The sequence below is a fragment of the Enterobacter sp. NFIX58 genome, assembly GCF_900110475.1.
Lineage (GTDB): Bacteria > Pseudomonadota > Gammaproteobacteria > Enterobacterales > Enterobacteriaceae > Enterobacter > Enterobacter quasiroggenkampii.
This window is the reverse complement of sequence record NZ_FODW01000001.1, coordinates 243,284-263,889: the sequence shown is the minus strand read 5'-3', so window position 1 is coordinate 263,889 and position 20,606 is coordinate 243,284. Positions and strand designations below refer to the sequence as shown.

At 49.6% G+C, this 20,606-nt stretch carries 30 protein-coding genes; 11 read left to right on the top strand and 19 right to left on the bottom strand.

The annotated features are described in order from the left end of the window. Nucleotides 1–2: 2 nt before the first annotated feature. From BMW97_RS01325 to BMW97_RS01315, 3 genes are read right to left on the bottom strand one after another with little or no spacing between them, the layout of a single operon-like run. Nucleotides 3–218 (bottom strand): hypothetical protein, encoded by a 216-nt coding sequence (locus BMW97_RS01325; RefSeq protein WP_090392392.1) that lies wholly within the window; start codon nucleotides 216–218, stop codon nucleotides 3–5. Beyond that, on the bottom strand, nucleotides 218–2,338 hold the full coding sequence (locus BMW97_RS01320) for a phage terminase large subunit family protein (RefSeq protein WP_090392390.1): 2,121 nt from the start codon (nucleotides 2,336–2,338) through the stop codon (nucleotides 218–220). Before BMW97_RS01320 ends, BMW97_RS01325 begins: the two co-directional genes overlap by 1 nt. Further along, on the bottom strand, nucleotides 2,338–2,832 hold the full coding sequence (locus BMW97_RS01315; RefSeq protein ID WP_047074766.1) for a DUF1441 family protein: 495 nt from the start codon (nucleotides 2,830–2,832) through the stop codon (nucleotides 2,338–2,340). The genes BMW97_RS01320 and BMW97_RS01315 overlap by 1 nt, the downstream gene beginning before the upstream one ends. A gap of 411 nt (nucleotides 2,833–3,243) precedes the next feature. On the opposite strand from BMW97_RS01315, the gene BMW97_RS01310 reads away from it, so the two are divergent. Continuing rightward, nucleotides 3,244–3,741, top strand: coding sequence for a hypothetical protein (locus BMW97_RS01310; protein ID WP_090392388.1), 498 nt, complete (start codon nucleotides 3,244–3,246; stop codon nucleotides 3,739–3,741). Nucleotides 3,742–4,153: 412 nt separating this feature from the next. Here BMW97_RS01310 and BMW97_RS01305 read toward each other — a convergent pair whose 3' ends face one another. From BMW97_RS01305 to BMW97_RS01295, 3 genes are read right to left on the bottom strand one after another with little or no spacing between them, the layout of a single operon-like run. Continuing rightward, the gene (locus BMW97_RS01305) at nucleotides 4,154–4,672 is read right to left on the bottom strand and encodes a hypothetical protein (protein ID WP_090392386.1); all 519 of its coding nucleotides are present in this window, start codon (nucleotides 4,670–4,672) and stop codon (nucleotides 4,154–4,156) included. Then, nucleotides 4,669–5,205, bottom strand: a complete 537-nt coding sequence (locus BMW97_RS01300; protein WP_090392384.1) for a lysozyme — start codon at nucleotides 5,203–5,205, stop codon at nucleotides 4,669–4,671. The genes BMW97_RS01305 and BMW97_RS01300 overlap by 4 nt, the downstream gene beginning before the upstream one ends. Next, complete coding sequence (locus BMW97_RS01295) at nucleotides 5,205–5,420, bottom strand: class II holin family protein (RefSeq protein ID WP_023292747.1); 216 nt, start codon at nucleotides 5,418–5,420, stop codon at nucleotides 5,205–5,207. Before BMW97_RS01295 ends, BMW97_RS01300 begins: the two co-directional genes overlap by 1 nt. Before the next feature lie 962 nt (nucleotides 5,421–6,382). On the opposite strand from BMW97_RS01295, the gene BMW97_RS01285 reads away from it, so the two are divergent. Genes BMW97_RS01285 through BMW97_RS01275 form a run of 3 tightly spaced genes read left to right on the top strand, consistent with a single transcriptional unit; the run spans nucleotide 6,383 to nucleotide 8,527 of the window. Then, on the top strand, nucleotides 6,383–7,471 hold the full coding sequence (locus BMW97_RS01285) for a hypothetical protein (RefSeq protein ID WP_090392381.1): 1,089 nt from the start codon (nucleotides 6,383–6,385) through the stop codon (nucleotides 7,469–7,471). Next, nucleotides 7,468–7,896: a hypothetical protein gene (locus tag BMW97_RS01280; protein WP_090392379.1), complete on the top strand. Its 429-nt coding sequence runs from the start codon at nucleotides 7,468–7,470 to the stop codon at nucleotides 7,894–7,896. Before BMW97_RS01285 ends, BMW97_RS01280 begins: the two co-directional genes overlap by 4 nt. Continuing rightward, nucleotides 7,889–8,527 carry a hypothetical protein gene (locus tag BMW97_RS01275; protein WP_254783036.1) on the top strand — a complete coding sequence of 213 codons (639 nt, stop codon included), beginning with the start codon at nucleotides 7,889–7,891 and terminating at the stop codon, nucleotides 8,525–8,527. The genes BMW97_RS01280 and BMW97_RS01275 overlap by 8 nt, the downstream gene beginning before the upstream one ends. Here BMW97_RS01275 and BMW97_RS01270 read toward each other — a convergent pair. From BMW97_RS01270 to BMW97_RS01220, 12 genes are all read right to left on the bottom strand, one after another. Beyond that, a complete protein-coding gene (locus tag BMW97_RS01270) occupies nucleotides 8,516–8,863 on the bottom strand; it encodes an antiterminator Q family protein (RefSeq protein ID WP_090392377.1) in 348 nt (115 codons plus the stop codon). The two genes, BMW97_RS01275 and BMW97_RS01270, sit on opposite strands and share 12 nt — an antisense overlap. Further along, the gene (locus BMW97_RS01265) at nucleotides 8,856–9,224 is read right to left on the bottom strand and encodes a RusA family crossover junction endodeoxyribonuclease (RefSeq protein ID WP_090392375.1); all 369 of its coding nucleotides are present in this window, start codon (nucleotides 9,222–9,224) and stop codon (nucleotides 8,856–8,858) included. Before BMW97_RS01265 ends, BMW97_RS01270 begins: the two co-directional genes overlap by 8 nt. Beyond that, nucleotides 9,217–9,513, bottom strand: coding sequence for a Ref family recombination enhancement nuclease (locus BMW97_RS01260; RefSeq protein WP_090392373.1), 297 nt, complete (start codon nucleotides 9,511–9,513; stop codon nucleotides 9,217–9,219). Before BMW97_RS01260 ends, BMW97_RS01265 begins: the two co-directional genes overlap by 8 nt. Nucleotides 9,514–9,652: 139 nt before the next feature. Further along, the gene (locus BMW97_RS24080) at nucleotides 9,653–9,820 is read right to left on the bottom strand and encodes a hypothetical protein (RefSeq protein ID WP_175481426.1); all 168 of its coding nucleotides are present in this window, start codon (nucleotides 9,818–9,820) and stop codon (nucleotides 9,653–9,655) included. A gap of 184 nt (nucleotides 9,821–10,004) precedes the next feature. Continuing rightward, entirely contained in the window at nucleotides 10,005–10,328 is a 324-nt protein-coding gene (locus BMW97_RS01255) for a hypothetical protein (protein WP_090392371.1), read from the bottom strand. A 186-nt stretch (nucleotides 10,329–10,514) separates the two neighbouring features. Then, a complete protein-coding gene (locus tag BMW97_RS01250; protein WP_090392368.1) occupies nucleotides 10,515–11,024 on the bottom strand; it encodes a class I SAM-dependent methyltransferase in 510 nt (169 codons plus the stop codon). Nucleotide 11,025: 1 nt separating this feature from the next. Beyond that, nucleotides 11,026–11,535, bottom strand: coding sequence for an ead/Ea22-like family protein (locus tag BMW97_RS24250; RefSeq protein WP_254783035.1), 510 nt, complete (start codon nucleotides 11,533–11,535; stop codon nucleotides 11,026–11,028). A gap of 195 nt (nucleotides 11,536–11,730) precedes the next feature. Further along, the gene (locus BMW97_RS01240) at nucleotides 11,731–12,387 is read right to left on the bottom strand and encodes a DUF1627 domain-containing protein (protein ID WP_090392366.1); all 657 of its coding nucleotides are present in this window, start codon (nucleotides 12,385–12,387) and stop codon (nucleotides 11,731–11,733) included. Between the two features lie 17 nt (nucleotides 12,388–12,404). Beyond that, nucleotides 12,405–13,145: an ATP-binding protein gene (locus BMW97_RS01235; RefSeq protein WP_090392364.1), complete on the bottom strand. Its 741-nt coding sequence runs from the start codon at nucleotides 13,143–13,145 to the stop codon at nucleotides 12,405–12,407. Nucleotides 13,146–13,147: 2 nt separating this feature from the next. Then, on the bottom strand, nucleotides 13,148–14,119 hold the full coding sequence (locus BMW97_RS24405) for a hypothetical protein (RefSeq protein WP_090392363.1): 972 nt from the start codon (nucleotides 14,117–14,119) through the stop codon (nucleotides 13,148–13,150). 14 nt (nucleotides 14,120–14,133) lie between these two features. Then, nucleotides 14,134–14,583, bottom strand: a complete 450-nt coding sequence (locus tag BMW97_RS01225; RefSeq protein WP_090392361.1) for a hypothetical protein — start codon at nucleotides 14,581–14,583, stop codon at nucleotides 14,134–14,136. Beyond that, nucleotides 14,583–14,852, bottom strand: a complete 270-nt coding sequence (locus BMW97_RS01220; protein WP_090392359.1) for a transcriptional regulator — start codon at nucleotides 14,850–14,852, stop codon at nucleotides 14,583–14,585. Before BMW97_RS01220 ends, BMW97_RS01225 begins: the two co-directional genes overlap by 1 nt. A gap of 72 nt (nucleotides 14,853–14,924) precedes the next feature. Here BMW97_RS01220 and BMW97_RS01215 point away from each other — a divergent pair, with 72 nt between their 5' ends. After that, nucleotides 14,925–15,416 (top strand): helix-turn-helix domain-containing protein, encoded by a 492-nt coding sequence (locus BMW97_RS01215; RefSeq protein ID WP_090392357.1) that lies wholly within the window; start codon nucleotides 14,925–14,927, stop codon nucleotides 15,414–15,416. 273 nt (nucleotides 15,417–15,689) lie between these two features. Continuing rightward, nucleotides 15,690–15,926 (top strand): hypothetical protein, encoded by a 237-nt coding sequence (locus BMW97_RS24075; protein ID WP_175481425.1) that lies wholly within the window; start codon nucleotides 15,690–15,692, stop codon nucleotides 15,924–15,926. Here BMW97_RS24075 and BMW97_RS24240 read toward each other — a convergent pair. Continuing rightward, a complete protein-coding gene (locus tag BMW97_RS24240; protein WP_047074732.1) occupies nucleotides 15,862–16,116 on the bottom strand; it encodes a hypothetical protein in 255 nt (84 codons plus the stop codon). The two genes, BMW97_RS24075 and BMW97_RS24240, sit on opposite strands and share 65 nt — an antisense overlap. Nucleotides 16,117–16,543: 427 nt before the next feature. Between BMW97_RS24240 and BMW97_RS01205 the strand changes: the two genes are divergently transcribed. From BMW97_RS01205 to BMW97_RS01185, 5 genes are all read left to right on the top strand, one after another. After that, complete coding sequence (locus tag BMW97_RS01205) at nucleotides 16,544–16,816, top strand: hypothetical protein (protein ID WP_090392355.1); 273 nt, start codon at nucleotides 16,544–16,546, stop codon at nucleotides 16,814–16,816. A 222-nt stretch (nucleotides 16,817–17,038) separates the two neighbouring features. Continuing rightward, nucleotides 17,039–18,937, top strand: coding sequence for an exodeoxyribonuclease VIII (locus BMW97_RS01200; RefSeq protein WP_090392352.1), 1,899 nt, complete (start codon nucleotides 17,039–17,041; stop codon nucleotides 18,935–18,937). Continuing rightward, the gene (locus tag BMW97_RS01195; RefSeq protein WP_032663348.1) at nucleotides 18,924–19,166 is read left to right on the top strand and encodes a DUF4060 family protein; all 243 of its coding nucleotides are present in this window, start codon (nucleotides 18,924–18,926) and stop codon (nucleotides 19,164–19,166) included. The genes BMW97_RS01200 and BMW97_RS01195 overlap by 14 nt, the downstream gene beginning before the upstream one ends. Nucleotides 19,167–19,226: 60 nt before the next feature. After that, nucleotides 19,227–19,490: a hypothetical protein gene (locus tag BMW97_RS24235; RefSeq protein WP_032663346.1), complete on the top strand. Its 264-nt coding sequence runs from the start codon at nucleotides 19,227–19,229 to the stop codon at nucleotides 19,488–19,490. Next, nucleotides 19,465–20,583 carry a phage integrase Arm DNA-binding domain-containing protein gene (locus BMW97_RS01185; protein ID WP_090392350.1) on the top strand — a complete coding sequence of 373 codons (1,119 nt, stop codon included), beginning with the start codon at nucleotides 19,465–19,467 and terminating at the stop codon, nucleotides 20,581–20,583. The genes BMW97_RS24235 and BMW97_RS01185 overlap by 26 nt, the downstream gene beginning before the upstream one ends. The last annotated feature ends 23 nt before the right edge of the window (nucleotides 20,584–20,606 follow it).

The window sequence follows — 20,606 nt, the reverse complement described above, 5'->3', positions numbered from 1 at the left end:
CCTTACAGAAAGTTAGCGAGTTTGTACGAACCGCCGCGGCGGTTGACCGCTCGCCAGCGCCGCTCCCAGTAATCAAGCTCGTCGCGCAACGCTTTCGGATCGTGGTTGGTAATGGCGCGACCATTCACGCCTGTGAAAGAAATGCTCTTGCCGTCCAGCGAGTCCTGGTAGGCCTGACGCACCATCAGCAGCGTTTTCCAGATATCACCTTTCGTCACTACAACCAGCCTCCCTTACCGGAAGAACCGAGCCAACTGCCGGAGAGGGCTGTGTCCTTTTCAGGTTCAGCTTGGACAGGCGACTGAACGGGTTTTGTTTTTATCACGGTTATCTCCCGGGGGCGTTCCCCTTCATGAATATTTGGATTGAGATCCTGCGGCTCAGCCCATGCAGGAGGTTTTTCCCAGTCGCGAATTTTTTCGTACCCGCGCAGAACCGCCACGGCGTGCGCATAGCAGAACAGGTCAAAGGCTTCGTTGGCGCCCTTGCCGGGTTTTCGCCATTTGCCATCAACACCGCGTTCTTCATAGGTCAGTTCCTCGTAGAACCACTCCCCCAGCCAGTCAGGAAAATGGATGTATCCGCCACCGGGGGTTTCGCGGTCCAGGTTGTTGCTGAGCTGGTCCTTAAGCAGGTCGGTTTGAAGCAGATACACCGGCACCTCGCCGCGCGCGTCGGCGCGACGGTCGCTGCGTTCGGTATTATTCGGGTGGGTTTTGGTAATGATTTTCTGACGCTTTGTGCTGTCGCCCTTAACCAGGTAAACACGTTTACCCAGGCCGTCACGCCGACACTGTCGCCAGAATTTATACGCGTTGTCCGTCACGCCTTCTTCACCGCCGCTGTCGACGGCCATCGCCAGCACCGGCATACGCCGCGCCGGGTCAGACTGCAGCGCATACGTTTTTTCCAGCACATCGGAGACCAGCAGTTGCCAGTCCTCCGGATACGCGCCCGGGTGGATCGGCTCCGCCTCGCCATGCTCATTGCAGCGCAGCGACTGGCGGATGTTGTAGCGATCCACCAGCCATCGTTCACCGTTTTCGCCATAACCGATAATCTGCACGACGAAACGGCGCTTTTTGCCGCCCTGGACGTCAACGGCCGCCAGCAGGAAACGCACCTTAGGCGGGACCAGGCGTTTACCGTAATCCTCCGCCCGCTGCATCAGCACATCGGCGCGCCGCTGTTCGCTGGCTGCGCGCGGCAGGTATGGTAGCCCCCAGTCGGTATTGATTACCGCCTTGAGGGTTTCTTCGCTGCCAGTGGCCTCATACTCCTGCTCAGCTGTCAGCAGCTTGTACACCAGCTGCGCCCAGGTCTGATAAGCGGCTGCGGGTCCTTCCATCCAGAAACTGGCTATGCGCGATCGCCGCGGTTCGCCGGATACATTGCCGTCACGGTCAATACTCTGCCCTTCCCGCAACCAGACTCCTGCGCCGTTAAGCTCGCGCTTTTTATCCGCAGTGATAATTCCGCTGCAGTGCGGGCAAAGCAGGTGTGCCGCCTCACTGGCTTTAACCGGATCCGGTTCATCTCGGTAGCCGGTCATGGACTCCATCGCAGGCTGAAAATATTCACCGCAGTGCGGACAAGGCCAGTACCAGCGGCGGCGATCGCCACGGTTGTACAGGGAGAGAATACCGGTCGTAGGTGGAGCTTCATGAGGAGACTTGCGGCGCCATTTGCTGTCACGAATATCACGCCCCGGAGAACTCTCTACAAGCGTCATCCCGGCGGACATGAAGGTGGTTGTACGTTTGGAGGCCAGTGAGAAGCCGTCGCCCTCGCCATCAATATCCTCAGGGAATCGGTCATAATCCGTCAGCGCCACACACTTAAAATCTGATGACGACATGACATTGATGGATGGCCAGCCAATTTTCAGGAAGCTACCTGAAAGGAAATACTTATCGTGAACGTTGTTGTCATTACGCCGGGGGCTCAGGTTTTTTCTGACCTCCGGGCTGCAGCGAAATGTTCGGGCAAGACGCTTTTTTGAGTGCTCCTGCGCCTTATCCTGTGTCATTTGCACCAGCAGCATATCGGACGGATCACAGACGATGTTGTAAACCACCCATCCGTCAATCAGACCATTTGTTTTACCCGTTCGGGCAGGTCCGACGAATATCACGGCGTCGTATTCACGGGATGCCAGGCAGTCCATAGGCTCCAGAACATAAGGCGCCACCATCGGATCCCAGGGGACGGAATTACCTCCGGAGGTGGGGACACGCATATATTTTGCTACCGCCACTGATACAGGCATTCTGCGTGGCGCTTTAATCAGGTGTCCGGTATCACGTTTCAATGTGAGGGCGGTCGCCAGTGCCGACATTATTCCTCCTCCGGGATGTCCTCCTCTGCTTTTTCTTCGTCACTCATGACCCGCCGGGCAATTTCATCGCGGAGATCGTCAATAATCGACTGGACGCGGGAAACCGTTGCAGGATTAAGCGCACAATCGCGCTCAAGAATATCCGGCAACGTCTCAAGAACCTGAATCATGGCCTTCGCCATTTCGGCAAACTCACGTGCAACATCTGAAGCGGGAATAAGCTCTCCTACTTCCTGTTCAAACTTCAGCCTTTCACGCTCTGACTGATACCAGGCTTTACGGTCCTGAGGCTCCATTTCTCCTTCAGCTACCGGGGCAGGCATTTTCATCAGCTCAGCAAGGACATCTGTCAGGCCATACAGTTTCAGGTTGCTGTCGTTGCCACCTGCCGGACGGACATTTTTCAGCCTGGCTGACACAGTCTGGCGATGCACACCGGACAAGGCCGCCAGCTGGCTGACGTTAAGCTGCAGTCGCTTTAATTCATGATCCATGAATGGCTCCAGTGATGAACAAAAAACAAACAGAATCGACACCGGAAATATTTTTGTCCCGATGTTTCAATGAATTGAAGTGGTGGTGATGGCCGATAAAAATGCAAAAATTTGGCTTTTTCCGCGTGTCCTCGCCCCCTCGGTGTTAATAATCGCCAGGAGTACCTTTTACTTATGAGATTCATTCTCATGTGTGTTTTGACGCCAAAATTGCCGGTCCATTGCTGATCAAGGCGGTTAGCCTCACATCTCCAACAGGTAATTAATTTACAATAGCGGTCAAAACTGGAAGTAGAGGAAATCTAAAAATGATTACCAACCACGTTCTGTAGCTTGGTGTTAAAATCATGGCAAGCAAATATGGACTTACTAATTAGTGAAAATTGAGTTTTTAACTAAGGAGCTTTGGTCATGAGCAGTCGCCCACGGATAAACCAGTTTAATGTCATTTTTCCCGTAATCTGTACCTTACTTGGTGTAAGCATTACTGCGCTTTTGGGGTTGTATGGAAACTATTTACAAACTCACAATGCCTCCAAAACAGCCTGCATTATTCGGTTAGATAAGCAAGAGTCATTATTGAGAGAAAAATATAATCAATTTATGGTTTCAGTTACTTCGTTTGGCTTTTCGCCTGCATTGACCAACCCAATGACCAGAAGCGATCTGAGAAAAGATATGTTACCCGTCGTTCAAAGCGCTACAGAAGTAATGACCTACGCTCCTCCTGAGCTGGGTATGGTTGCGGCTAACGTTCTTAAGGCCTTTTATCTCGCAGACAGCGCCGGTGATAATCAAGAATTACAAGAGTCGGCAATTGAGCAGGCTGGACAAACATTTAAGGGAGCGTATAGCGCTTACATGAAGGCACTTAACACACTAGATCGGCAGCGGCAAGAGTGTGATTAAACTATGCGCTTTAGCTTTTAACTTTTTGTTGGCTGCATTTGACTTAACGAGGATGTCTTTCTGCATCTTGCAGTCCAGAACATTGAAGCCATGTTCAGATAAGTATTTTGGCTTTAAAAAACCACTTTCTACCTAAGTAAAATCTTAATCCTTTCCGCTTACGCTTGTTGATTACTGACTGGCTGCCAGGCTGTACAGGACTCTGATGTGGAATTTGCCAACTCCAGGGAAACATCGATAAAAAGAGCAAGTGAAACTGAGACTCCGGTAGCCCTCCTTATGGGGGGCTTTTTTTGAATTGCAGCACTTTACTTGCTAAATATCTTGTATTTTCTAAACTTTAACGCAGGCTTTGCTATGTCAGGTAAAGTCGTCGTTCAGGAATACCCGTGTGCTCAAGGACGAGCCATCGCTAGTATTTCCTTTCCAGCTCTATCTGCCTTATGCCAGCAAAGTTATTGTTGCCCTTCTCAATCACAGCCAGCAGCGGCTTAATCCACAAAACAGCCTGGCAGTACGTCATTGAGCTGGAGGCAGCGGAACGATCATCGGCTGCGTCAGGTCTTCTGGTATCGGTGTGCAAGGCGCTGGTACGTAAACGGTGCGCGTATTCGAGCAGCCCACCAGCGACATCAGCAGGAACAGGCAGATCACAGGTTTTTTCACGGCGGAGAATCTCCCGGTATTCGATTACGGTTTCTTCGGTGCTGGTGTCGATCAGGGAGTTAAGCCTGTTGGCTTGTTCTGTAACCTGATTGAATCGATTGAAGTTGAATGCCTGAGTGGCGATCACTTGCCCCTGCAAAGAGTTGTCACTTCGCAGAACGTCGTTATCGCTCTGAAGACTACTGGCGTTTGAACAACTCTTAACGAGAGCGACCGAAAGGCCAGCAATGATGACAACGCCGATAAGACCCGGATTAATTTTCATTGGTCAAGCTCCCAGCATGTCAACGCACTTTCCTGATCGCGCCGTTCGACCTGTCCATAACAGCCATTCTTCTGGCCTTTAGTCAGACGGCAATCTCGTCCACCGTCCTTAATCCACCAGCGGATTGCTTCGCATGCCCCTTTACGGTCACCAGCATTGATGCGCTTATAGAAGGTCGATGGGAAGCATTTACCGGGGCCGATGTTATACGGGCAGAAGGATGCGATACCCACTTTCTGTGGCTCCGTCAGAGGCACTTTGATATTGCGATCAACCCAGGCTAATGCTTTATCGCGTTCAATAGCGTTAACCTTCCGGCATTGTTCCTCAGTGGCCGTCATGCCCTTAACAACACGCCTGCCATCGATAACGGTCACGCCGTGACATAAAGACCAGACCCCACCCGGATCAACAACGGCCACCAGCGCATTGCCTTCTTTCTCGCTGATGAACTGGTCAAAAATGAGTGGAGCAGATGCACCTGATGCGATTAGTGCCAACACTGCTGCGCTGAGTTTTGATTTATTAGACATCATTCACCTCGCGCAGCTCTTCGACGGTCTGCTTTGATTTGGAAATAGAGGTTGGTGAGAAAGGTGAGCAAGCCGAACAGTAAACTACCGATCACACCTATAGCCGCCCACTGCTCAGGGGAGTAACCGTCAAGAAGTCTTCTAAACCAGTAAATGGCACTACCTCCCGATGCGCCGTAGGAAATGCCAGTAGTTATTTTGTCCATTCGATACATGCTCTCACCTCGCTCTATGCGGGTGCTGTCGTGAGAATAAAAAAAGCCCGCTTTTGAAGGCGGGCTAATGAGTTGACTATTTGTAAGGTAGGTGTGAGTAAGGCCTATGCTCAGGAGTGAAGCTGTATCGGCTGATTCACTATCGGTCCAAGAGAACCACAGGGCATTCAGTTACTTCCCACAACTCAAAGAGTAGCAGCAGTTTGCAAAACCATAAAAAAAGGCCTGCTTTTTATGGCAGGCTCTCAAGGAATTTGAAGCTTGTATTATTGTTTTCATGGTGCCGGGTGCCTCCCGGTGACTCTACCCCAGCAGCAAAGCCGCGCGCATACCTGCAGATAGCAGTTGACTGGAACGCCCTTTCGCTTAGAAAGGATTCACCACGCAAATAAATTACGTCTCATTCATTCCCACAGTCAATGATTGCCTGTCGCGAGACCTCTCAGAACGATGGGAAACAAAAAAGGCCGCCTACTGGCAGCCTTGTGAAAATAATTATAGTCACTTACATCTGAACGCTTCAGGGATAGATGGGTTTTCTCCAGATCGGCAGGAAGGACACCACGATTGAACAATGTGCCTACCATCGCCCATATCCCTGAACCCAAAGTCTTCAGTTTTATAAAACACATGCACACCTGCATCTGCCGAGCACTTTGGGCAAGACTTATAGTCAACACCATTATGCACAGCATCTTGTGAATCGTTTAAAGAACATTCACAGACAGCACAAATACCCATACAGCTTCTCCTTGCGTTAACTGAAGGACAGCAATAGCAAAGCACTGTGGATATATCTTTGATAAAGATCGCTTTTTTGGAGTTGCAAGAGGTGCTTAAGCAGATTTCGAAGAGACTACTCTTAACAGCTTACGATAGTTTTTGCGTACGCGTTAGTATTTTGTGTAGACTCAGTAACTAGAGGGTTTTAGCCATATTTTAATATGATTAAGGTGTAATTAATGCTTGAGCAAACTGTCAGAAACATCAATTCAAGGTTTGGCTGGAGAAACACAAGGAAATTGCTCGGCTCTTCCTTAGGCATTACAGCGGCTGGTTTAGCGCCATTCATTGAACGTATGAATCACGCGGTCCAACAGGATGCTGCACTGAAATTAGTGATTGATGAATTTTGGAAGGGCCTGATCTTCAGCGGCACAAGATTGCTTACTATGTACCGTCTTGAGGATAACGATGTCGCAAAGATTCAGTCAGCTTTTAGCTTGTTAAAAAAAGACGAAAGTAGCTTTCTTAAAGCCTATCCGGCTCCTCTTTCAAAAGAAGAGCTTTTGGCCGCGGATACCGACATACATTTTGCTGAGTTAAAACTCGATATCATCAATGAAAAGCAAATTGAAACTGCAGTTCTGGTTTCCAAAGCATACTACACTGAGGTTATTGAGCTTGATCAGACCCATCTTAGCGATGCTGGAATGGAGTTGCGCGCCAACGGAGGGGAGATAAAATGCAAAACTCGGCAAGTAACACAGTGTTTTAACAGCGTAATGCTCCTTCCATCCGAAAAGTTACTCATACAGACGGTTGATTTGTCAGTTTTGCCTCGCTCAGAATCCCAATATCAACAGCATTTAGTACATAAATTCGTGAAGGAGCATGCCGGAATAAATTTGAACAAACCCATAGAACTTTTTGGCTCCATACAGGATTTATACGAAAAGATTGATGGTCGTGTTTCTCACGTTTCGTTCATCACAGCCGATGGCAACACAAGCTCATTAAAGCTAAAGCCTAGCCAACAGTGTTTGCGACGTGACAGTTATCACCATGGAGGTGAAGCTGCCAGTCCGATTCTCACAAAGTTTAAGCTGGGTAAGATTTGGGATCTTAAGCAAAGCGCTTCACAAATCTTGTCTGTCGAACTAACATTACCCGGCAAGCGTACAATGCTTGACAACCCAAAACAGCGGTTGTATGAAGCAATTGCCAGCAATTGCAACAATATTGACTCCATTGTTTTTATTGTTGAAAGAATTCTGGAATCGGTTAAATCTTGTGAAGCTAAAAAGGCAAAGCAAGCAGGAGTAAAATGAAAAAGATAGAGATGTGCGACATTTTTAGGCAGATCGAACAGGATTTTAAAGATCCTGCTCGTTATGTTTGTCGCACGCTTTTTCTCTTTTTAACAAGTGAGGATGCTCGCAAGGTAAAACATTTTACTTATAAAACCCTAATTAATGGTACTGGGCTTGATATAACCACACCGGAAGAATATGTGCTTATAATTAAGGCTGCCGATTATTTTTCGAGTTATAAAGCTCATCTTTTGAATATGCACTTTCAGTATATTGATGATACCTTGGAAGAGCCAATGGCTGTAGATGATGACTTAATTTCACATGCTTTAGATACGGGTAAATTTTACCACCCTGAAACGGGTGAGTTGGTCGATGATTTCAACCAATATCTTTACCCCTATTTCACGCCGTCCAATTTTTTGGAATCCCTCCATGGTTGAACATGATTTCAGCCTGGCTGATATTGAATCATTAATGAAATTCGATTCAGATTTTCGTGGTATGATTCAAAGAAAACTTGCAGCCACAAAAGAAATTTTTGTTAATCAGTTATATATTGATTTAGATGATGCCATTCAGGATTTAGAAAACAACAAACATTTTTACCAAGATAAAAAATGGGGGGAGGATGAACTAACCTCCTGTATTATAACGTTTTTAAAAGGTCGCCTGTATGATGCTGAGCATGATACACAACATGGTGGACACGTTGATATTTTAGTGAAACATCAACGTGGTAAATTCGAATGGATCGGTGAAGCTAAACTATGGGATGGCCCAAAATATATCCATGATGGGTGGATACAGCTTACTGAGCGATATGGTACAGGTACATACCGAGATGACCATGGAGGAATGCTGATTTATATTAAAGCAGATAAATCTGCTGTCAAATTTAACGACTGGAAAAACTATCTCTCTGCGAATGTTCATGATGTTTCTCTGGAGGCAGAGACTACTCCACTTCGTTTTAAGTCAGTATCTAAACACCCCGCAACAGATCTACCATACTATGTCAGACATATGGGGGTGTCCTTGTATCATTATACTGGTAAAAAATTAGAAAAGTAGCATTGCAAGACATCCATCAATAAATCCAAGAGCTGTCTGTAATTCTTTCCTTATTGTCCCATCTGAACATTTCCTCTTCTTCGCTATAGCACGCAGCGAGATACCAATTACAAAATGAGCCATGATCAGCTCATATTCTTCTGGCTTATACTTCTTCAGGCGCGTGACACAACCATCAATCATGATCCCTTCATCATCATCACATTGCAGGCGCGATTTCTTACCGTGCGGCAGTAGACCTTTAAAACCAGCAGCTATTGGTTGCCAGTCGACTCCACTGCTATCAGCTGCAGCCCATGCTCCCCAGCGGTCCATTACGTCATACATGTCACGCATTTTTCTCTCCAATGTTTTCGATAATTATCATTCCGGTTTCGCCCCATATTTTTGATGTCCGGGCGTCCCATATGTTGGAGTCATCCTCAAACAAGGCGTCCAAAAGAGATTTTGTTAAGTTGTCCAGATCGGGCTTTTGCTGATGGGGCTGGCCGTCCATAGATTCGCGCTTTTTCTTGCTCCAGCTCGGCGGCATTGGCAGAACGAAGGTGATATGGGCGCCGCTCTCCGGCACCTGGATTCCATGAAGGCGGGCTTCATCGCAGAACATGCGATAACGCATCACCGGCGCGCGCTGCTTCCACTTATCAGAGCGGGTCATGCGGGGTTTTCCGACTGGGGTGATGATGTATTTAGGCATCGGCGCCCTCGCCCAGCAGATAGAGCACCTGCACCAGCAGCTCAGCTTCTGTGCCGTGCTTCATTTCCCAGGTGCGGCGGCCAGCATGAATCGCCACACCATAACCGCCGTTGCGATGATTCATATGGCACAGGGGAATTGATTTTTGATGGTCAGCGCGCTGGCTTGTGCCCTGCCCGGTTCGGATATGGTGAATTTCCGCGGGCGTCTCGCCCAGGTTATGGTTTCTGCACACGATGCAGCCCAGTGCGGCCACACGCGAAAGATGGAGGCTATCTGCTTTCTTCATGCTGGACCACCAGCATAAGCAGAAACACCGCACATAGACGAGCGGCGTAAGTAAATCGGGGTAGTTCTTTGCGCCATCACTTTTCTCCGGTGATGGTGCGACAGGAGCTGGTTGTTCAGGCCAGCTTGATTATTATAAATCAGTTGTCAGGGTTGCGGAAGCGCTCAGGATGTTGCAGGAGAGATTCGCGGGTAATCAATATTGCTTCGAGCGGGATAGGTATCACGATAAAAGAACCATCGTCATTGGTCACTACCTCATAACGTCCAGCGGGGCGAACGGCAGCTATTAATTCTTGCTCATTCATAACGCAAAATCCTATTCAATTCAGTCATCCCCGAAACGCCGGGGTCGGCCCTTTTCTCCCTGCGCATTGAACGTTTCTGAAGCAGCCCTTCTCGCGAACGCCTAATAGGTTAGATAGACCAATTAGCCATAATTGGTCTGTGTAACCGATCTGCTTTCAAGACACAGGAATCAGATCCAGCCTTTTAAATCACAGGCCGATTGTCGGTATCTGTAACACGATTCAGGAGGTGCGTTACCACTCCCATTACGGTTGCATCATCCAGCGCATCGCCCTCAATAGCCTCTCCATCCTGAGTGATCAGCGCTTTCACCTGGACTTTTGCGAAGTCCAGACTGTCGCAGAACGAAATCAGGACGGTATCACCCATTTCCGGCTTTCTGGCGACGTTTATGATCGCGTACCCGGCTGATGTTTCGATGGTGCGGCAGTTGCCGTCATAGCCGTAAAGGCTGGCGATAGTGATAGTCTGTACTGCATAGTCTGCTGCTGGTGATGGAAAACCCATAATAACCACCCCCTGACAATCAACTGTATATTTATACAGTAACACCAAAAAAACGAGGGTCAAGATTTTGGGCGCAAAAAACCCGCCGAAGCTGGTAAGTGCTTAATCAGTAATCAATTCTTCTCATAGCCAGCATCACCAGCAGGATTAAAACCACCAGCTATATAGCCCCTGATAACAGCTCCATCAGATACACTGTTTCACCTCATGCAAGTGTGTTGTAGGCTCCTTCACGAAAATAATCCAGTGGGTTTTGTCGTTCTTCCCGGTACGCTGGCCGATCGCAGGTTTCTCGTCAGTAAGCTCCAAAATCTGGCTCACCGGGATTTGCGTTTCATTCCATTTGAAAATGAGAACACCGTGTGGCCGCAACACTCGGAACGCCTCCTTGAAACCGGCGCGCAGGTCTGAACGCCATGTTTTTTTGTTCAATCGACCATATTTTTTCCCCATCCATGCCGTTTGACCGACACGCTCAAGATGTGGAGGATCAAACACAACAACCGGAAACGACGCATCTGCGAACGGCAGCGCGCGGAAGTCAGCAATCAAATCAGGATGGATTATCAAGCGGCGGCCGTCGCATAATTCATGCTCTTCGCTGCGGATATCAGCGAAGAGCGTGCGTGTATCGCGTTTGTTAAACCAGAACATGCGGGAACCGCAGCACATATCGAGGATTGTTTGCTCAGACATATCACTCTCCCCCGCAGATGCGGATGCCAGCAGAGGCTAGGGACGACAATACGTCATCGCGTGAATACCATTCTCCGTTTGGCGCAGGCAATGGTTGCATTTCAATTTCGTAGCGCTCAGGCAATTTCACTTCTCGCGCCTCCAGCTCTGCAATCCTCAGCTCAGCTGCTTTCCGTTTCCTGAACTGAGCTTTACGGCTGGCCCTCAGGTTGCGCTTCGCCAGTTCTGCCATGTGCAGCTGATGCTCTGCGTTAGCCAGCTGTTGGCGTACTTCGTCGTTTTCCAGCTCAGAAATCTGCTTCTCTGCGGCATCCAAATCATCGCCTAATTTCTGCGCCATCTGGAACCAATTAGCACGCTGCTCTTCTTTGGCTTCCAGCTCATCCAACAGCGCCAGCACAGCATCAGGCGTCGCTTTGTCGTGGAAGTTATCAGCATCACAGCCCCAGTCATCCGTCGTCTTTGCATGCATCGCAGCCTTGCGTAATGCGCTTTTGTCGATGTTGCTCACTTGGCCTCCACTAACTCTTTCCATTTTTCTTGAAGCAGCTGCCGGGCCGCTGCCTCTCCATCAGGCGGGAACGAAAATCCCGCGCGGACTCCTGGGCAACCGTTAGAACAGCGGACCTCTGCCGAACCCCAGTTCATCCCCCGGCTGCGAACCCTCAGTGAAGGAGCCATTCCGCATTCAGGGCATTTCGGCAAATCAGTCATTCCCCAGCCCCTCCAGCAGATGTTTGTGGCGGCGCAGCTCGCGAACGGCACTCTGCAGACGCTGCAGGTTTGCCAGCTTCGCTTTCGTGCGGCGGATTTCGGTCGAGATATAGCGCGATGACGGAATAATCAGATCATCCGGACGGCTGGCGAAAGCCGGGATATCCCCAATAATTTCTTCCAGGGTTTTGCTTTCCGGAGCCGATGCGGCCTTGAATTCTGCTGCTGCGGGCTCCTGCTGCTCTGGCTGTATTGCCGATTCACCCGCCAGGCTCCAGGTGATGTTTTTACCGTCCACATGGCGCAGAACCAGACCGTCCTTGCACATCGCACCAAGCGATGCATTCAGGGCTCGGGAACCTTTGCCCAGCTTTTCTGCGACCTGATTAGCACTCATAGCTCCCTGGCCCTGCATTGCTGCCAATACTCTCTCCACAAGCGGCGATGGCTGCTTGGGTCTGATACGCTTCGGCTTATGCTCCTTCGCGGTACCGACCGACCATGATCCATCGAAGAAATCACACAACCCTTCTTCCTTCTGCTCGCGAAGCATTTTCAGTGCCTCTACCGGCTCGATATCCAGACGGGCTGCTACATCGACGTAGGTTGCTTTACCCATTGCTTTCAGTGCGTCGATTACGGATTCCATAATTTTCTCCTCAAAATTCACTTAACAGGTCTCAGGTGGCTAACGTTTCCGCGATAGCTCTCCCAATCAAAATTCACCCAAATGCCGTTATCCATGCGCAGGCGGTCAATAACCCTTTCACCCAGGGTTTCTACCAGCGCGTTGTAATTCAGGTTGGTCAGAACGCCAACCGGGCGCATTGCGGCCAGGCGGCGATCTATAATCTGGTTCAATAAAACTTTCTCACCGCGGCTGTCGCGCTGAATGCCGACTTCGTCGAGCACCAGCAGATCCACTTTGCAGAGGTCGTCCAGCAGCGCGGCTTCAGACTGCCCTTCGTCGTAGCAGGCCCGGGCGCGCAGGGCCAGATCCGGCACCGTCACAATCAGAACCGTTCGGCCCTGTTTCAGCAGATAATTTCCGATCGCCGCTGAAAGGTGGTTTTTCCCGGTACCAGGCTTTCCGGTGAAAACGAAACTGGCGAACCCGGTACCAAAATTTTGCGCATAGCTCTTTGCCAAACTCAGAGCATGCCGCTGGCCGTCGCCCTCAACCGTGTAATTCGCGAAGCTGCAGCTGCGGTGCAGGTTCTGGATTCCGGATCGCCCGAAAATTTTCTCTGCCCGCGCCTGCTGGTTGATCTTGTCGATCTCCGCTGCGCGCTTTTGCCCTTCTTCGCGCTGCCAGGCCATCAGCTCAGCTGCGTTTTTGAATTTGGGTTCAATGCCTGCCGGAATCACACGGCGAAGGCGATCGAGAATCGAACCTGCGTTTTGCATGCTTACCCCCTGAATCCTGGCGGAACAGTGTTATCCGGGCAGGAAATGTGATTAATATCCCGACCACCAGCCTGGTATTGCCCCGTGCCCGGCGATGGGAGGCGAAGAACCAGGTCATCCCATTTTTCGCGCAGTTTTGATGGTGACATCACGTTCCGGCACCAGAACGGATCACGCTGTACTCGCGAAAACATTTCGCAAATTTGCTTATGTGTCCTGCCGTCAACGGCACACATCAACCGGATTTCGTTGGACCATGCTGTCCAGTTAGGCTCTTTAGGGCGCGCCAGTTCCCCGTCTGTCTCAGCTGCTTTTTCATAAAGCTTGACGATGCGGCGCCACATCCACTGAGCGCAGGTCAGATCTTCCTTGCTTCCCCACTGCCGCTTTCCTGCATGGGCAACCACGGCCTCTGGATGACGATTTAAAAACGCGTCTTTGGTCAGCTGTTCGTCCGACAGCGAAGCGTACGGACAAGAAGTGTTTTTATTCTCTGTAGTAGTCTCTGTAGTAATCTCTGTAGGATCGAAATGGGCTTTGCCGTCTCCGCGGGCTGGGCTTTCCCCAGTTCCCGAACAAGGCATTCCCTTGTTCCCGGATTGGGCTTTCCCTTTCTCCCGAAATGGGTTTTGCCCATTTGGTTTGTTATCAACGACTTGCGTTAGTACCTGATCCACGCGCTCAAAATTAACTTTGAAGTAAATCCGATGCTCAAGCCGCTTGTGGGTTTCTACCAGGACCCCAAGGCGTTTCAGCTTTTTCCGTGCAGTCAGTTGCTCTTCGTAGCTCAGCCCGGTTTCCGCCTGGATTTCCTCTGAAGTTTTATGCACACCCAGATCGGAGGTGAGCTTGTCCATCCAGTAGGTCATCTGGCAAAACAGAACGGTGGCACTTACGCCGCCCAGGTGTTCGGCCAGCGCCGGGTAATACGCAACCGGACGACCGAACCCGCGAATGATGTCAGATGGATTCATGGCTTCACTGACCCTTATGCCGCACGATGGCTGTTCATGATCTGGACTTTCACGCCAGCCAGCTGCGCCAGCGCATCGATCGCTTCCAGAGTCTCCCGCCTGATAACCGGTTGCGGTTTGCCGGTGAATACCGCGTTGGTGGCTTCGATGCACTCTTTGTTAACCTTGGCAGCCCGGTAGAGCATGCAGTCCTTCTGCTCCAGTTCGTTATCAATGGCGGTGCGGATGGCATAGCTCAGCGCTTGCGCCTGCTTAATATAGTTCGGGGTATCATTCCGAAATGCCCGCTGAATAATCTGCTTGTTGTTATGCAGTCGGCGCGCGTATTCGTCAGGATCCGTCACGTTGTCCAGCGGCTGGAGCAGATGGCCAAAGTGATGCGGAGTTATCAGCTGCGTGACCGTCTTCCAGCCTTTTTCCTGCGCCCAGGACTCCAGCTCGCATGCCAGCTTTTTGATTTCCATCAGTCAGACTCCTTCTGCGCGCGTGGGATATCCTGAACAGGAATTCCACTGGTAGGGGTTGGATGCAAATCAGGACGTAACTCGTGCGGGGTTACAGTCCAACCGCCAAATTCACAGAGCTTTATCACTCGCTCACTTGGAACTCGGTTTCGGATAATCCAGTTGGCAACTGACTGTGAGGACTTAAAGTTGAATTTCCGGGCGACGGTCGAAACAGAGCCAATCGACCTCACTGCCTTTTCAGTTATGTTCTTGTATGAAGTAGTCATCGTGTTCTCCTGAATGAGTCGATGATTGGAATATACTACATAAAGTAGAAAATACAACTACGAAAAATAGAAATGACTATAAACGCGCCGTGCCTTACTCTTCTACCTATGGTAGAAAAAGCGAATAAACATCAGGATTTCGCTAACCGGCTGACCGAAGAAATGCGCAGACAGCGCCGTTCCGTAAAGGATTTAAGCCAGGCTTGCGATGTCACATACGAAATGGCTCGTCGTTATACGCTGGGCACGGCTAAGCCACGCGATGAGAAACTGCATAAGATAGCTGACTGGCTAAATGTCCAAGCGGCATGGCTTGACTACGGCGAAGGTGAGAGTACGCCTGCTAAGCTTTCTGAAACTGATTTTTCGGTCTTCCCCGCGACAGAACCCGACGCTGACAGCAATGGGGAATTCAGGGATTTAAGCGAAGACGAAAAGCGGCTGGTTCGAGTGTATCGGCAGTTCCCAAGTGTTGAAGCCAAGAACATGCTACTGGCTTTCGAAATGCGGTATAAACAGCTATATGATTTCTTTCTGAAGTATGCCAACACCCCGCAGAAGTAAAAAAATCCCTAAGAACCCGGCACATGCCGGGTTTTTTTACGCCCTCAACCACTACCACAAGTAGCACCAACCTCTTCAATTTCTACTTCTAGTGTTGACACTTCTACTTTATGTTGTATTCTCTACTCATCGAAGCACAACAGGTGCGACAGGTAAACGTTCCGCCTACCCGGCGATAAGGGTGAACAAAGCGAACAGGCAGGATGCCCATGAAGTAGCCGCCCAGGGAAAAGGAGACCGGGATGATTCCCCAGTGTGAAGTGGAGAACACCGATGGATGAGAAGTTAGAAGCGCTTTTAGAAAAGATTGCGCGCCTGGAGCTGGCAGCCAAGCGAGGGTTGCAGATAAACGAAGAGATTAAGCCTCATTTAACACAAGGCCATGTGATCTCCGTTGAATACTGCAACGCAACGCTGAAAAGCTGCGCTCTATTTCGCAAATGGATTAGCGAGTATTTCGGAGCATCTGAATCGACTGCTGCTCAGACATGCCGTGATTCTGAACAATGACATCGAGCTCTTCACTCTCCGTCTCATTGTAAAAAGTTTCACTGCCAAGGCTGTGAAGATTGCCGGTAATGACGTGACCCCTTTCAACATCATACCCACCGAGCAACTCAGCGACTGTGAATTCTCCGATTTGGTCACGGATAACGATGTAACCAATGCGGTGCTCATGATGTACTACGACTCCGCGCATGTAAGTTTCCTTGCTGGCTGTGTGAGAACTCCAGCATACCACCGAGCCTGATGTGGTTAAAAGACAGGCGCACAATATGGAAGCGCATTCCACCCTTTCACTAATGGGGATTGGTTTGTTAGCTGGCGGAGTGTGCTTCCAGTTGTGAGCAATCGAATATTGTAGATGGCTGTTAATAACCTTCATAGAGGATTCATTATGACAGACTTTAATCGTCAACCATCACGGCAACAGGCAGTCCGCCTTAACTGGTTTGAAATAAAACTTCGACAACTTTGTTATTTGCTGGCTCAAAAAGGCAACCCTGAACTCTGAAGGTTAATAGCGTCGATATAAACGCAACAACCTGACTGTCATTTAATTATACACGATAAAAAACGTGCCTTACACGGCAGGGATTTTCACACCTTAAATTAAGGATCATAAAATGAAAGCAACTATTACTACCGTAGAATTGAGCCTGACAATCGTAAATAAAGATCTTGCAACCTTTAATGTTAACGGTGCTATTTCAGGCGTGGTTCATTTGTCATCCTCTGGCCCTGTTACCGTTGTGATTAATGGTGGCTACGTACTCGGGAAGTTCGATTGCCCAGCCTGCGCTGTTAAACATATTAGCTTGCTGTCTGTGAATTTCGCAGAAGCGCGGAACTCTTGTGGCATGTCCTATTACGACCATAAGCGCCAACAACTCAATTGATATGGACGACATCATTTGTCATTGCGCTGTTTGCTGCCACGAATATAAAAAACCGGAAATGCACGAAAGGAAAACAGACATATATCCATTTAAGCGGACGATTTATTTATGTAAGCAATGCAATGAAAAAAGAGAAAAGCGTGACGCTTTAAGAAAGGTAAAACGCGGCATCCGCAGGCCATTTCATTCAACATCATTTTTCAAATATTAAACGAGGTTATTATGTCTGTTGAGTTAAAAGTATTTGGTGGTGCTTACTTCCCAAAAGATAAAGCATTAAAAAAACATCCCGATTTAAAACCACTTGCCACCGCAGTTAATGCGGCCACAAAAGCCATCGCTGAAGCCGTTATTTTCGGCAAGCTGGCGGCAGAACATCCTGAACATATTGATGATTACTTCAAGGTGAAAATCTGGGAGCACCGCGAAGGTCTTCCCTGCCCTGATTTTGACGTCTTCTCATCTGAGTTTTTCGACAGTGTGGCCGTATGGAATGTGAATGCTGGTGAACCAGCTGCGGCGCCACAGCCAGAAGCTGATGTAAAGGAAGAATGGGAGGACAACAAGACTCTGGAAGAAATTAAAATCGTTGCGCAGCTCGACCAAGCATCCCGTGCGGCTTGTCTGGCACTGTTCGGCCCGGTCCCGGGAATCACTACAGCGCAGTATGGCCAGATCGTCGATTTGAAGAATGACGATGAACCCAGCTTTGCCCGCGAGCTTGCAGAAGCACTGGCAAAAGAGCGACGCGCGCTTGAACTGGCGCCGGAACGCCAGGCGCAATTACTCTCCTGGTTACGTGAGAACATCAAAGAATCTGCACAGTGGCCGGACATTAAAAAGCAGATCGCTAAATGGATCGACACACCAGTTGATAAGCGTCCTCTGTCTACCACCACAGAAGAAAACCTTACAGACACCGGCTCCACGCTGGGCGGTGGTAACAAGACAGACCGCAGCCCGGATCTGGTTCATAACCTCTCTACGCTGCGTATCGAAGTGGCTGTTGCCATTCTGAGCATGTACGACGAGATCGACATTTACTGGATCCCGAATAAATACATGATTCCAGCGAAAGCCATGGCCGAAGCAGAACAGGACACCCGTTTCACAGCGTGGTGGAAAAAACTGCGCAGCACCCCAGGCATTCTGGACTATTCCCGTGCGGCCATTATCGCCCTGATTAAATCCGCTCCGGAGGACATTTGGATGGATCCTGTTGCCTTGCGTGAATACATCAATCGCGAGCTGGTTGAACGTGACCATGCGAACCCGGACCAGAAAACGGTTGATATAGCCTGCCGCCCTAAACCTCGTACTAATGCTGAGAAAAAAGAAAATGATGAAACCGAATCGACTGTACCGGTCAAAACTGATCTACCAGCAGTTTGCCCGGCAAAAGCTGCGCAGCTCGACAAAGAACTCAACGATGCATTCGCTCAGAGTTCAGCCTCAGAAAAGCAAGCAAGTGAACAGCCACGAGTGGAGAACCTGGGCGGCGGCGTCTTCTCTGTTGATGCTCTGATAAATACCCCCTCCTCAAATGAAGTCGAAAAACAGGAAGTGCCACCAGTACCAAATGATCGCGACTTTGCGATTTTGCATGCTCTTAATGACCTTATTTCGGGACGCGCCGACATCATGGGGAAAGAAGAGGCAGAGGGCGTGGTGGCATGCACCGGCCTGCGGGTTTCTGATGTTATCCCGCTTCTACTGGCAGATATCACAACCACGGAATTCTGCCTGTCTCCTGAGTTCTCCGACGAGGAAATCCACGACGTGACAACCACGATGCTGGATAGCTGGTCCGACGATATCAGTGTGCGCCAAAAAATTGCCCTCGATGCGATTGTTGAATACCGCCGCCCGGAACCACCAAAACAGGTTGTACTCGATAAGCCATCAGTCATGGCAAAACCTAAAGCCGAGCCCATGGCAGCACCAGAAACAAACGTTCAGCAATCGTCGGTTACCTACCTGCAACAGCTGACCATTGCAGCGCTGCAGGGCTTATGTTCCAACCCGGCATATTGCAATCAGTATGAGGAACTACCGGCTATGGCCGCCGGGCTTGCCCTCAGCGTGATCAACCATCAGGAAGGCTCCTGTGCGTCTGATTAACCGTAGCAAGGGAGACTGCATCGGCGGGCCAGCATGCGCCGCCGCGCTCAAATGCCATTTTGAGAAATATGGCGAGCATGGACGTCGTTACACCCAGACGATTTACACAGTGCGTATCGGCGAACAAAAAGTGACGGTCGAAGTCGTCAACCGGAGCCGTAGTTATGTGGCGACGGCCATGACCCGAGCCCGCCATCTTCGCCGCCTGCCAGGGTTGGCTGATTCGTGAGATTCAATATTCGCCAGCTGCCGCACGTATGATTGCAGCTGGCTATCGAGAGTGATAGCTATGAGTGAACAAAGTCTGATACCGCTGCGGGACTGGAAAGCTCGCAGATTGCACTTCCCCATAACAATCACATGCCTGGTGAAACACGGGAAACTGGGATACATACAACCGAGACCGATTAAAATTGGAAATCGCTGGTGTATCGACGAACAAGCAATTTATATCGGACCAGGAGCGACGGGAGTCGAACCAGAAATTCACAGTGACGACGACGAAATATTGCGGGAGATCCTTAGCGATGTCACCAAGGCCACGAAAAAATAATGTATCAATTTCCGGGCTGTATGCCCGGTTTGATCGTCGCACAGCAAAAACCTACTACCAGTATAAAAACCCTTTAACGGGTAAGTTCCATGGTCTGGGCACCGACAGGGAGAAAGCGGAAAAAATAGCCATAACAGCAAATCAGAGAATTGCAGCAGCAGAAGCCGAACATTATTTGCGTCAAATTGATGAAAGTCCTAAAGCAGCAGCGCAGCGCGGGATCAGCCTCAAAACATGGATAGAACGTTATCTGAAGATTCAGAAACAAAGTCTGGATGCTGGCTCGCTATCGCTGAAACGCTTTAAAGAAAAAAAACGCATGGCAGAGTTGCTTTCCAGGCGGCTTGGCTCGCGGCCAATGAAGAGTCTGGAGGTAAAGGATTTTGCTGTGTTACTGGATGAATACCTGGACGCAGGACATGCCAGCAGCGCCCTCTGCAACCGGGTGGTGTGGGTGGATATTTTCACTGAAGCACAACATGCCGGAGAGGTCCCTCCTGGATGGAATCCACCAGCAGCAACAAAAAAACCTTCGGTGAAGGTTACACGTGCGCGCCTCTCTCTGGACGAATGGAAAAAAATACTGGAGCAAATACCGGAGGATCGGTACTCGCATAAAGCGATGCTGCTTGCTTTAGTCACTGGTCAGCGCCGGGAGGATATTGCGAACATGAAATTTTCAGACATTAAGGACGGCTATCTGTACATCGAGCAAAGCAAAACGGGGGCCCGTATTGCATTGCCGCTGAACCTTCGTTGTGAAGCCATTGGCTTATCTCTTGAGGATGTAATACGGAAGTGTAGGGATAGGTTTGTCAGCCCCTACCTCTTGCACGGGAAGATGAAAACTAAGGCAAAACCTGTGAATCTGATTTTGGTTTCTAAAGAGTTTGCCGCGGCACGTGATGCAGCCGGTATCGTACCGCCAGCAGGAAAAACACCAACAACGTTTCACGAACAGCGTTCATTGTCCGAAAGACTTTACCGCGCCCAGGGGATCGATACGAAAATTTTGCTGGGCCATAAAACACAGTCAACCACTGACAGATACAACGACGATCGCGGGAAGGAATGGACCAAACTTGCAATTTAATTTTTCGCTGCGGTGCTCTTGGG